A 12,404-nucleotide genomic window follows, 5' to 3' on the forward strand; every position below is an offset into this window, starting at 1 on the left:
GATCATGGACACACGCCAAAAATTGCTCATCGTCGAAGATGATCTGGGGCTGCAAAAGCAACTGAAATGGTCATATGAGGATTTCGAGGTATTCTGCGCCGCCAATCGCGATGAAGCAATGGCGCTATTGCGGGCCGAAGAACCCGATGTGGTGACGCTGGATCTTGGCCTGCCGCCTGATCCTGATGGCGTGACAGAAGGCTTTGCCGTTCTGGACGAAATGCTGAAGTTAAAGCCTGATACCAAGATCATCGTGGCATCGGGCCATGGCGCGCGCGAAAGCGCGTTGCGGGCCATATCAGCAGGCGCATGGGATTTTTACCAAAAGCCGGTCGATATTGATGAGCTGCACCTGATCGTCAAACGCGCATTCCATGTCCGCCAACTGGAAATGCAGAATGAACAATTGCAACAGCCCAATGCCGAGGGCGAATTGCTGTTGGGAAGCATCATTTCGGCGTCGCCCGAAATGGTAAAGGTTGCACGGACCATCGAACGGGTCGCGCCGACAAATGTGTCGGTATTGCTGCTGGGGGCGAGCGGGACAGGCAAGGAACTGCTGGCGCGCGGCCTGCACAATGCCAGTGACCGCGCCGACAAGCCATTTGTCGCGATCAATTGCGGGGCCATTCCCGAAAATCTTTTAGAATCGGAACTATTCGGCCATGAAAAAGGTGCATTTACAGGGGCCGTAAAGACAACCGAGGGCAAGATAGAAATCGCCAATGGCGGGACCCTGTTTCTGGATGAAGTTGGCGACATTCCCTTACCGTTGCAGGTCAAGCTTCTGCGTTTTTTGCAAGAACGCACGATTGAGCGCATTGGCGGACGCAAGCCCATTGCGGTTGATGTGCGCGTGGTATGCGCCACCCATCGCAATTTGAACAAGATGATCGCCGATCAGACTTTCAGAGACGATCTCTATTACCGTCTGGCAGAGGTCACGGTGCCCATTCCGTCCTTGATCGAACGCACCGGTGATGCGCTTTTGCTGGCGAAATATTTTGTCAGCCGCTTTGCCCGCGAAATGAATCCGTCGATTAAAGGCATGTCGAGCAGTGCCTTGACCGCTATCGATCAATGGAAATGGCCGGGTAATGTGCGGGAATTGGAAAACCGCGTCAAAAGGGCGGTCATCATGGCCGATGGCAAATTTGTAACGGCGGACGATCTGGATTTCGGCGATGAGGATGATGATGAACTATTGCTCAACCTGAAAGCCGCACGAGAGGCCGCAGACCGCAAGGCCATCAAGCGTGCAATCGCGCGGACCGAAGGCAATATATCCGGCGCGGCCAAATTATTGGGCATTAGCCGTCCGACCTTATATGATCTGCTAAAGCAATATGATCTTCAGGTCTGACTGATCGTCATCCATGTCGCGCCGAACGTCCTTATTCTTCCTGACGGCTATATGTATGCTGATTGCAGGTGGCGCGTTTCTGGTCACGGATATGGGGGGTAAAACCGCCGCATCATCTTATCAAGAGGCGCAGCAATATATAAAAACGGGCGATCTGCGCGCCGCCCGTGTGGCGTTGATGAACGCGGTGAAAGAAGACCCGAAATTCGGGCAGGCCTTGCTGGCACAGGCGCGTGTCTGCCTTGATCTTTTTGATGCGCCGGCGGCGCAGGACGCGCTGGAACGGGCGCAATTGGCAGGGGTTAACAAGGACCAGACGGCGCATTTGCTGGGACATGCCTATTGGTTGCAGGGGGAATGGGATGCCGCCGAGCGCCTATTGAAATCACCCTCCATTCCGCAGGCCAATCGGCCTTATGCGTTACGTATATTGGGACGCGTGCAGATGGATCGTGGCGATCTGGCAGCCGCACAGGGCAGTTTTGACGAGGCGATCCGGCTGTCCCCTAACGATAGCCAGATATGGACAGATGTGGCGCGGTTGCGTTTTGTACAAGGCGATCAGAGAGGCGCGATTGACGCGGTTGAATATGCGTTCAAACGCGACCCGCGCAATGTGCGTGCGCTCGAATTTCGTGGACGTTTGATGCGAACCCAATTTGGCGTGGTCGCCGCACTGCCCTGGTTTGAACGCGGGCTTCAGATCAACCCCAACGACATCCCGTTGCTTGAAGAATATGCCCTGACGCTTGGCGATGCAGGGCGTTATCGCGATATGTTGGCGCAAACACGCGCCCTTCTTGCGCTCGACCCGAATAATGCAAAGGCATATTATGCACAGGCGGTGCTGGCGGCCCGTGCCGGTAACTATGCCTTGGCCAGCCGCATATTAGCAAAAACAGGCTCCACGCTAGGCGACATGCCCGCCGCCATCTTGCTTGGGGCGATTTGCGAATTGGAATTGGGCAATTTTAATCGTGCCGTTGACCAGTTGCAGATATTGCTTGGCCGACAACCGCGCAACCGGCAGGTCCGGACATTACTCGCATTGGCGATGTACCGCGCAGGGGATCCTTTGGGTTCGCTTGATATCATCCGCGAAATTGCATCCCGACCGGATGCCGATACATATAGCCTGAAACTGACTGCCTTGGCCTTTGTCGCCAGCAATCAGCCAGAACGGGCGACCAATCCGATCGACGATGCCGCTATTGCCGCGATCCGTACTTCTTTGCCTTTGCCCGAACCTGAAACATTGGACAGCGCCGCCCGGGCAGCGCGGCAAGACCCTGATAATGCCCAAACTATATTGCCTTATATCCGGCTTTTGGCGGCGCAGGGCGATATCGAAACCGCATTGAACGAAGCATTGCGGCTGCAAGCCGGCAATGGCGGTGTTGCCGACGCCCATATCATCGTGGGTGATCTGGAAATGGCACGGGCGAACCTGCCTGCGGCGATTGTTGCGTTTCAAAAGGCAAGGCAGATCAGCTTTACCGAACCTGTGATGCTGCGTCTGGTCGATGCCCTGTCCATGACCGGGCGCGAAGATGAGGCGCGCGAGACGCTTGCGGCCTTTCTGGCTTACAACCCGACCAATTTATCGGCGCTCCGTCTGGCAGGCTATCGCAATCTTGATGCCCGTAATTGGGATCAGGCGATTATCCTGCTTGAACGGGTAAGGGGGCGTCTGGGCAATAATGATGCGATTCTTTTGGCCAATCTGGCGCGTGCCTATTCTGGTGCGCGGCATCATGCCAAAGCGGTACATTTTGCCGAGATTGCGTATCATATTGCGCCTGCCAATGCGATGGTCACCCATATTTATGGGCAGGCTTTGTTGCAACAGGGCCGACGGCCCAAGGCTGCGAAGGAATTGCTGCAAAAGGCGGTTATTTTGATGCCTGAAAACACACAGGTAGCCGCGGCATTTAGGCGCGCGCAGGCCGCCTATCGAATGTCAGCAAAGCGCCAGTAATTCCGCAGGGCTGACACCGGCGCGCTGCATTTGTGCCATGACATCGGGCCAGACATTTTTGACGAAATGATCGCGTTCGAAATGGCGCAATTTGGCAACCGCACCACTGGCCACGAAAAGCCCGACGCCGCGTTTGACATCGACCAGTCCGCTATCTTGAAACAATTGATACGCCTTTGCCACCGTCAGGGGATTGGCCCCTTGATCTGCCGCAAAAGCGCGGACCGAAGGCAACATGTCGCCTTCTTTATATTCGCCGTCCAAAATTGCGGCCGCAATCACGTCGCGCAATTTCATATAGACAGGTTTGGCATCACTTTTCATCGCAACCTTACTGCCATAATACAGTAGAGCGCGTCAAGGTTTCACTTCAGGGCCATTGCCGCAAAATAAGGGAAAGTTCGGGCCTTGGCCGTTCCTCCAGCTGCTGCCCGGCGGAACCGATGTAGAAGAAACCGGCAAGTTGTTCGTCGCCCGGGCAAAAGGCAAGGCTGACCATCGGATCATAACAGGCCCATCCGGTAATCCAGCTGCCGACAAATCCATGGGCGTGCGCGGCGTGCAGCAGGTTCATGCCGACCGCGCCGACGCTCATCTGCTGTTCCCACAGCGGAATTTTCGCGCTGGGTTGCGGGGCATAAATCAGGGCGATCAGCGTCGGTGCCATGAAGGCAGGCGCGATGGCGGCTTCGATCTGGGCCGTGCGTGCGTCCGGATTTGCGGCCAGAAAGGCGTTTTCCAGCAGTGTGGCAAATGCCTTGCGGTCGGCAATATGGGTCAGACGCCACGGGAATAACTTGCCATGATCGGGCGTGCGCGTTGCCAATGCCACGATTTCAGCCAGCGTCGATGCGTCCGGGCCGGGCGCGACCATGTCGCGTGGCTTGCCCGAACGGCGCGTGGCGAGATAGGCTTGTACAGAGGATAGATCGTTAAACATGTATCCGCCATTCATCGGAATCTGCAGGGCCGCGCAACAAAATTCTTCACACACGCAATTTTTCCGTTAGGGTTTAATGATCTGCCCCCGGAGAGGGGTTTAGCAAAATTCGAGGGGTTCTTTCCAGCATGACCACAGTTATGGACGATTCAGCGGCCGAACCTGGTGCAATTCCAGGCAATTACACACAGGCCAGCACGCAAGGCAAAGACGGATGGTTTGGTCACCCCAAGCAACTTGCGCGATTGTTCACAACCGAGATGTGGGAACGCTTTGGCTATTATGGCATGCGGGCGTTGCTCACGCTGTATCTGGCGCAGCATTTCCTTTTTGATGATACGACGACGGCGTCGATCTATGGCGGCTTTACCGCTTTGGTGTACCTCACGCCGCTGATCGGCGGGTTGATCGCGGATCGGTATCTTGGCTCGAAACGTTCGGTGAAATTTGGCGCCATTTTGATGGCGCTTGGCTATTTCACGCTCTGTTTCGGCGGTGAAGCGGCCAAGCCCTATGCCACAATCGATGGTCAGCGATATGAAGTGACCGTTGAAGGCAAGGGCGAAGCCCAACGGCAATTTGTCACTGACGATGGCCAGAAACTGCAAATCAAGGGCAATGACGACAAGACCGTGTCGCTGCTGGGGGCCGATGGCACCGAGGTTCGCAAGGTTGACGCAGGGAATTTCAAGGCATCGGGCGAGCGTTCGTCTTTCTACACAATGTTGCTGCTGATCGGCCTGTCGATGGTTACGATTGGCAATGGTTTCTTCAAACCCAATATCTCGACCATGGTCGGCTCGCTCTATGACCAGGGCGACCAGCGCCGCGATGCCGGTTTCACCATATTCTATATGGGTATCAACTTAGGCTCTCTGCTATCGCAACTTGCATGTCCGTTTTTGGCGGACGCCTATGGATGGTGGGCCGGGTTTGGCCTTGCCGCGATTGGCATGCTCGCATCATGGGCGCTGATCCAGTTCGATGGCGGTCGTCTGGACGGCTATGGCGAACGTCCTGCAGATGCAACGTCGAGCCGCGACTGGCTGATCTATGGTGGCGCATTGCTTGCGGTACCTGTTGTCTGGTTCCTGTTTTCCAACCTCATGGGTTATGTAAAGCCCGAAGCGGGAAGCGGCATATTGGGTTATATCGCGACGCTGCCCATCATGGGCAAATTGCTGTTCGGCACCTTCCTGATCGGCGTGCCGGCGATTTTGTTCTGGTCCTATCTCAAAGGGTCCAAGGTCGAATTCCAGATGATGATCGCCGCCATGGTGCTGATCATCTTCAACGTTGTATTCTGGACCTTGTTTGAACAGGCGGGTTCATCGCTGACCTTGTTCGCCGACCGGAACACCGACCTGTCGGTCTTTGGTTGGTTCAGCATTTCCGCCGGTCAAACGCAATTTTTCAATGCGTTTTTCATCGTTGCCCTGGCCCCTGTATTTTCCATTTTGTGGAATGCAATGGCAAAGCGCGGGATCGAACCGGGCATTCCGATCAAATTCGGCATCGGCCTGATGGGCGTTGGTTTCGGCTTTCTTTTCCTCGTCTGGGGATCGCAATTTGCCGGGGATGATTTCAAGGTTGGCCTGTGGTGGCTGGCAGGGCTGTATCTGATCCATTCGATTGCCGAACTGTGCATTTCGCCGGTCGGCCTGTCGATGATCACAAAGCTGTCCATTGCGCGCATTGTCGGCATGATGATGGGCGTGTGGTTCCTGTCGATATCGGTCGCGCAATATGTCGCCGGTGTCGTCGCGCAAGTTGCCAGCGTCGAAACGGTGGGCGGGCAAGTGACGAACCTGAAAGTCAGCCTTAACACCTATGTCGACGTGTTCACGACCATCGGCTGGATTTCGGTCGGCATCGGTGTGCTGCTGATGCTCATCGCCTATCCTCTCAAGCGTTTGATGCATGGTGTGAAATGATGAATATGAACAAATTGGCGCTGCTCTTTCTGGCCGCGGCGGTGGCCGGGTGCGCCGCGCAAGGGGATGGGCCTGCAACCGCGACAAGCAAGGCGGCGGAGAAGCCTGCGGCAAAGGTCGAAGCGCCTTTTGCGTCGACATACAAGGCCTATCCCGGCACCGCCACGGCGATCCGCAATGTCACCATCTATGATGGTGAGGGCGGCAGGATCGACAATGGCGTGGTGCTGATGTCCGGCGGCAAGATCAGCGGCATTGGCGGGCCGGATATGGCAATTCCCGACAATATGCTGGTGGTGGACGGGCGCGGTAAATTTGTGACACCGGGGATCATCGATATCCACTCGCACCTTGGCGATTATCCGACGCCATCGGTGGAGGCGCATGATGATGGCAATGAAGCCACATCGCCCACGACGCCCGAGGTTTGGGCCGAACATAGCGTCTGGCCCCAAGACCCGGGTTTCAGCCGCGCGCTGACCAATGGCGGGATTACATCTTTGCAGATTTTGCCCGGCTCAGCGAATCTGATGGGCGGCCGTTCCGTCGTTCTGAAAAATGTCTATTCCCGCACCGTGCAGGGAATGAAATTTCCCGGTGCGCCTTATGGATTGAAGATGGCCTGCGGGGAAAATCCGAAGCGGGTTTATGGCAGCAAGGGGCGAATGCCCTCCACCCGCATGGGCAATCTGGCGGTCAATCGCCAGACTTGGATCAAAGCGCAGGAATATAAGAAAAAACGCGATAGCGGCAAGGAATTCACCCGCGATTTGGGCATGGAAACGCTGGCAGGCGTGCTCGATGGCGATATCCTGATCCAGAACCATTGCTACCGCGCCGACGAAATGGCCATCGTCCTCGATATGGCGAAGGAATTCGGCTATAAGGTCACCGCGTTCCACCATGCGGTTGAAAGCTACAAGATTGCAGACCTGTTGCGTGACAATGGCGTCTGCTCGGCTGTCTGGGCCGATTGGTGGGGCTTCAAGATGGAGGCCTATGACGCGATTCCCGAAAATGCGGCAATCCTGCATAATAGCGGCGCCTGCGTCATTATCCATTCCGACGATGAAAACCAGATTCAGCGTTTGAATCAAGAGGCGGCAAAGGCGCAGGCAGATGGGCGGCGCATGGGGTTCAAGATATCCGACGCCGATGTCATCACCTGGCTGACCTATAACCCGGCAAAAGCGCTGGGCATTGCCGACAAGACGGGCAGCTTGAAGCCCGGCAAAATGGCCGATGTCGTCTTGTGGAACGGCAACCCGCTCAGCGTGTATTCGCGGCCGGACAAAGTGTGGATCGACGGGGCAATGATGTATGATGCGGCCAATCCCAGGCTTCGCCCGGTGAGCGATTTCGAACTGGGCCAACCCGGTGAAGGAGATGTGAAATGAGGCATTTCCTTTACGCAGCGGCCGCAATGGCGGCTTTGACATCGCCATCCTATGCCGAAACGATTGCCATTACCGGCGGCAAGCTGGTGATTGGCGACGGCAGCGCGCCTATTGATGGCGGTACCGTCGTCATTCGCGAAGGCACCATCGTGGCGGCCGGTGCGGGTGTCGCTATTCCTGCGGACGCGCGGAAAATCGACGCCAGCGGCAAATGGGTCACACCGGGCATATTCGCAGGTTTCACCCGGCTCGGCCTCGCGGAGGTGGATGCGGTTGATGGCACCAATGATAAAAGTGGCGGCAAAAGTGGGTTTTCAGCCGCGATTGACATTGCGCCCGCCATCGATCCATTCCGGACACCATTCGCCGTGAACCGTTCTGCCGGAGTAACCAGAGCGGTCGTCGCCCCCGAACCATCGGGCAGTATTTTTGCAGGGCAGGGTGCCATAGCCGATCTGGGTGCAGACAGCGACAGCGTCACGAAAGCCCGCGCATTCCAGTTCGCCATTTTCGGCGAAGACGGTGCCGCCAATGCCGGAGGTAGCCGTGCTGGAACGCATCTGCATTTCCGGGCGATGCTGCGCGAGGCGCAGGAATATGCCACCGGACGCGATAACTTCGATGATGACTTGCTAAAAGCGGAAGATGCCAAGGCATTATTGTCGGTTCTTCGCGGTGAGACACGCTTGTTAATCCACGTCGAAGGGGCCAATGACATGTTGCGCCTGATCGAATTGAAACGCGAATTTCCGGCGATTAAAATGGTTTTCGTCGGGGTAACCGAAGGGTGGCGCGTGGCCCGGCAATTGGTTCAGGCCGGTATTCCGGTCATAGCATCCGCCTTGAACGACTTGCCGGTCACATTCGAAATGCTGGGCGCGACGCAAAGCAATGTCGGGCGCATGAAAGATGCAGGCGTTAAAGTCGCCATCGGCATGATCAATGACCGTGATGCCCATCAATTGCGATATACCACCCAATATGCCGGAAACCTTGTTAGTCTGGAAAAGGTACCGGGTGCCACCGGCTTGACATGGGATGAAGCTTTTTCCGCCATCACTTCGGTTCCCGCCGAGATCATGGGTGTCGGCGAAACGCTGGGCAGCCTGAAATCCGGAAAAGCAGCCGATGTTGTTCTGTGGGATGGCGACCCGCTTGAATTGTCCAGCGCGGCAACGACCGTTATCATCGACGGTGTTGAACAACCGTCGGGCAATCGTCAGCAACGATTGCGCGATCGTTATGCCCGCCCGACAGAAGGGGATTTGCCAAAAGCCTATGACCGGTAGATAATCTGCACGTGAAATTGCGCGTTTTTCGGGGGCGGGAGAGTGTGAAATGAACGAATATCTGCTTCTCGTTTTTGCCTGTGTTTCATTTGTCGGGACGCATTTTTTAATGTCTCACCCTTGGCGTGCAACGCTTGTTCGCGGGTTTGGTGCCAATGGATTTTTACTCGCTTATTCGGCAGTATCATTGGCGTTGTTCGTGTGGATGGTGATCGAATTTGGCCGCGCGCCAAAGGCGGATCTATTCTGGCCCGTCAGCGACATCATCTGGGCGGTGGCCAGCGTGTTAACTTTATTGGCCGCTATCTTGTTTGCAGGCTCTTTCATCCGCAACCCGTCATTGCCCGGCATGCCCGACGCCATGGCCGCACAAACCCCGTCCGGTGTTTTCAAAGTCACGCGGCACCCGATGATGTGGGGATTTGCCCTGTGGGCAATGGCCCATATCCTTGTCGCACCGCGCACCGACAATTTCATTTTTTCCGGCAGTATCCTGTTCCTCGCGCTTGTCGGGTCCAAGGGGCAGGAGATCAAGAAATTGAAATTGACCGGTGTCGAATGGGAAGCATGGTTGCGACGGACACATTTCTGGCCGCGCCTGTCCGCGCTGCTTTCGGTGGGCTTGGGGCCGTGGATTGCGGGTGTTGTACTGTGGCTGGCGGCGACATGGAGCCATCCTTATATGGGTGTTGCTGGTGCGGGTATTTTCCGCTGGTTGGCGGTTTAGGGTTGGATACAGGCTAATTTTCAGCCCAATTTTGTTATACCCAGCCGTCACCCTGAACTTGTTTCAGGGTCCATTTGTCAGTCCTAGCCTGCGCTTTAGTGACAAGCCATGCTGCGACGCACGGTTGCGTTTAGCCCCTGCAGATAGAGCCGCTGCACGATGGACCCTGAAACGAGTTCAGGGTGACGGGTATAGTTCAGGGTGACGGGTATAGAAGTGCTGAAATGTTGGGTTGTTTCATTGCTTTTTGGGGCTGCATACCGAGATTCAACAACCGTCCTTTTCTTCACCGTCACCCTGAACCTGTTTCAGGGTCCATTTGTCAGTCCTAGCCTGCGCTTTAGTGACAAGCCATGCTGCGACGCACGGTTGCGTTTAGCCCCTGCCGATAGAGCCGCTGCACGATGGACCCTGAAACGAGTTCAGGGTGACGGGTATAGTTCAGGGTGACGGGTATAGTTCAGGGTGACGGGTATAGTTCAGGGTAACGACGTGTTGGCTCAGGGTGACGGCGTGTCAGCTTGAAATTGGGCGATGTTCCTTACAACCGCACCATCTTCATCCCCCGCTCGCCGTAGCGCGGACCGGCGGTTCCGCCGCGGGGGGCTGCGGCTTCGAGTTTAGCAAGATCTTCCGCGTCCAGTTGGATGTCCGCCGCCTTCGCGCTGTCTTCCAAGGTGGCGCGCCGTTTGAAGCCGGGAATGGGGACAATGTCTTCCCCCTGTGCCATCAACCAGGCGAGCGCAATTTGTGCGTTGGACGCGTCATGTTTAGATGCAACCTCAGCCACAATGCCCACCAGCTTCAGGTTGGTCGCGAAATTCTCGCCCTGATAGCGCGGGTCCTGACGGCGCCAGTCATTTTCGGGCAGGTCATCAAGGCTACGGATCGAGCCGGTCAGAAAGCCGCGTCCCAAGGGGGAGTAAGGCACAAAACCGATACCGAGTTCGCGGCAAGTGGGTAAAATCTCATCCTCAATGTCACGTTCCCACAGCGAATATTCGCTTTGCAGGGCAGAGATCGGCGCGACCGCCGCAGCACGGCGCAAGGTTTCCGGTCCGGCTTCGGACAGGCCGATATGCTTGATTTTGCCTTCGGTAATCAGGTCGGCCATCGCGCCGACAGTTTCCTCGATCGGTACAGCAGGGTCGACACGGTGCTGGTAATAAAGATCAAGGCAATCAATGCCGAGGCGCTTCAAGGTTCCTTCGACGGCCGATTTTGCATTGGTCCCTGATCCATCGACGCCGACAATATTGCCGCCGTCGAATTTGAACCCGAACTTGCTGGCGATGACCAGCCCGTCGCGTTTGCCCTTGATCGCTTCGCCCACCAGCTCTTCATTGGAAAAGGGGCCATAGATTTGGGCCGTGTCGAAAAAGGTGATGCCAAGGTCTATGGCGCGGTGGATGGTCTTGATGGCTTCATCGGAATCGGCTTCCTCACCATAGGTGATGTTGCCGCCCTTGATCATCGGCATGCAGCCAACGCCAATGGCGCTGACGTTCAATCCGTTACCCAGCGTGCGATACTGCATCCAACTTCTCCTTTTCGGGGGCCTCAATGGCGGTGGCAAGTGCGACATCCATTTGGACATTGCCTGTCGTTCTGAAAATATCGGGAAGCGTTTCGACGGCGATCAACAAGGCCAGCGGTTCAACTGGAATGCCTAGCGCCAGACAGATTGGCGCGATCGAGGTGACGAAGCTGACCGTGCCAGGCAGGCTGACTGCGCCCATGGATGTCAGGGCGGCGATGAAAATGGCAAAGGCATAATCAAAAGCATCGAGTTCGATATTGAACCAGTTGGCGACATAAAGCGCCACCGCAAGATTCATCGCGGGGCCGGTGACGCGCAACAGGGCGACTGCCATGGGCAACACCAGACCGGCGGTGGATTCCCGCACACCCAATGCTTCGGACTTTTGCAGCATCAACGGCAGGCTGGCGAGCGAGGATTGCGTCGATACGGCAAAGGCCTGCACCGGCGCGATCTGGCGGGCATAGTCGGTGAATCGGACCTTTCCGGCAAAGACGGCAACGGGATAGGCAAAGGCACCGACCACGATACCAACCATCGACACGATTCCGATATAGTGCAGAACCGCACCCAGCGCGGCAAAGCCCGAGCGCGCGCCAACGACGAAGGCGAGGGCGAACACGCCGATGGGCGCGAGTTTCAGCACCCATTCAATCACGATCACCATGGCATCGGCCAATGCGCTGAAAAAACCGGCCATTTGCTGGCGCGGATCGGGGGCTAGCCGCGTAATGGCAAAGGCGAAGGTCATGGTGAAGATCAGCAGCGGCAGGATGGAATCGCTGGCCGCCGCCGCAATCGCATTGGTCGGAACAAGCGCGACGATAAAGTCCCGCAAGCCGGGTTGCTCGCCAACCGCAGCGGCGGTTGTCAACGCGGACCGCAGGGCATCGGCGCTTTCCTGCGGCATTGGGACGAGGGCAAGGAAGGTCGGCGTAAGGATCGCGCCCATGCAGGCGGACAGGCCCATCATCACAACGATCCATGTGACCGTGCGCGCGGCCATGGGACCTGCGCGTGCGGCTTCTGCGCTTTTGACGATCCCAGTTATGACGAGCGCGACGATCAACGGTACGACGGTCATGCGGAGCGCGTTCAGCCACAATGTGCCGAGGATATCGAATGCAAAATCGAGCTGCTTGGCAACGGCAGGTATTTGCGAGGTCAGAAGGATACCGAGCAGGAGACCGGCAACCAAAGCGATAAGGATACGTGTTGCGTTAGACATGACGAGAA

General features: G+C 56.5%; 10 protein-coding genes. 6 read left to right on the plus strand and 4 right to left on the minus strand.

Annotated features, from left to right (window positions below):
* The first annotated feature begins 1 nt into the window (after position 1).
* Both prsR and EUU23_RS04095 read left to right on the plus strand, forming a co-directional pair.
* The gene (gene prsR / locus EUU23_RS04090; RefSeq protein ID WP_160353525.1) at positions 2 to 1,363 is read left to right on the plus strand and encodes a PEP-CTERM-box response regulator transcription factor; all 1,362 of its coding nucleotides are present in this window, start codon (positions 2 to 4) and stop codon (positions 1,361 to 1,363) included.
* A gap of 55 nt (positions 1,364 to 1,418) precedes the next feature.
* A complete protein-coding gene (locus EUU23_RS04095) occupies positions 1,419 to 3,341 on the plus strand; it encodes a tetratricopeptide repeat protein (protein WP_160352822.1) in 1,923 nt (640 codons plus the stop codon).
* Here EUU23_RS04095 and EUU23_RS04100 read toward each other — a convergent pair.
* Positions 3,324 to 3,665 (minus strand): GntR family transcriptional regulator, encoded by a 342-nt coding sequence (locus EUU23_RS04100; RefSeq protein WP_160352823.1) that lies wholly within the window; start codon positions 3,663 to 3,665, stop codon positions 3,324 to 3,326. The two genes, EUU23_RS04095 and EUU23_RS04100, sit on opposite strands and share 18 nt — an antisense overlap.
* A 46-nt stretch (positions 3,666 to 3,711) precedes the next feature.
* The gene (locus EUU23_RS04105; protein ID WP_160352824.1) at positions 3,712 to 4,281 is read right to left on the minus strand and encodes a nitroreductase family protein; all 570 of its coding nucleotides are present in this window, start codon (positions 4,279 to 4,281) and stop codon (positions 3,712 to 3,714) included.
* Positions 4,282 to 4,409: 128 nt separating this feature from the next.
* On the opposite strand from EUU23_RS04105, the gene EUU23_RS04110 reads away from it, so the two are divergent.
* Genes EUU23_RS04110 through EUU23_RS04125 form a run of 4 tightly spaced genes read left to right on the plus strand, consistent with a single transcriptional unit; the run spans position 4,410 to position 9,628 of the window.
* On the plus strand, positions 4,410 to 6,215 hold the full coding sequence (locus EUU23_RS04110) for a peptide MFS transporter (RefSeq protein WP_246156087.1): 1,806 nt from the start codon (positions 4,410 to 4,412) through the stop codon (positions 6,213 to 6,215).
* Complete coding sequence (locus EUU23_RS04115) at positions 6,215 to 7,612, plus strand: amidohydrolase (protein WP_425505101.1); 1,398 nt, start codon at positions 6,215 to 6,217, stop codon at positions 7,610 to 7,612. The genes EUU23_RS04110 and EUU23_RS04115 overlap by 1 nt, the downstream gene beginning before the upstream one ends.
* Positions 7,609 to 8,901, plus strand: a complete 1,293-nt coding sequence (locus EUU23_RS04120) for an amidohydrolase family protein (protein WP_160352827.1) — start codon at positions 7,609 to 7,611, stop codon at positions 8,899 to 8,901. The genes EUU23_RS04115 and EUU23_RS04120 overlap by 4 nt, the downstream gene beginning before the upstream one ends.
* Positions 8,902 to 8,950: 49 nt before the next feature.
* Positions 8,951 to 9,628 (plus strand): NnrU family protein, encoded by a 678-nt coding sequence (locus tag EUU23_RS04125; protein WP_160352828.1) that lies wholly within the window; start codon positions 8,951 to 8,953, stop codon positions 9,626 to 9,628.
* Positions 9,629 to 10,169: 541 nt separating this feature from the next.
* Here the strand turns inward: EUU23_RS04125 and EUU23_RS04130 are convergent.
* Both EUU23_RS04130 and EUU23_RS04135 read right to left on the minus strand, forming a co-directional pair.
* On the minus strand, positions 10,170 to 11,165 hold the full coding sequence (locus EUU23_RS04130; protein WP_160352829.1) for an aldo/keto reductase: 996 nt from the start codon (positions 11,163 to 11,165) through the stop codon (positions 10,170 to 10,172).
* A complete protein-coding gene (locus EUU23_RS04135; RefSeq protein ID WP_160352830.1) occupies positions 11,143 to 12,396 on the minus strand; it encodes a dicarboxylate/amino acid:cation symporter in 1,254 nt (417 codons plus the stop codon). The genes EUU23_RS04130 and EUU23_RS04135 overlap by 23 nt, the downstream gene beginning before the upstream one ends.
* Positions 12,397 to 12,404: the final 8 nt, after the last annotated feature.

The organism is Sphingorhabdus profundilacus (genome assembly GCF_009769755.1).
Lineage (GTDB): Bacteria > Pseudomonadota > Alphaproteobacteria > Sphingomonadales > Sphingomonadaceae > Sphingorhabdus_B > Sphingorhabdus_B profundilacus.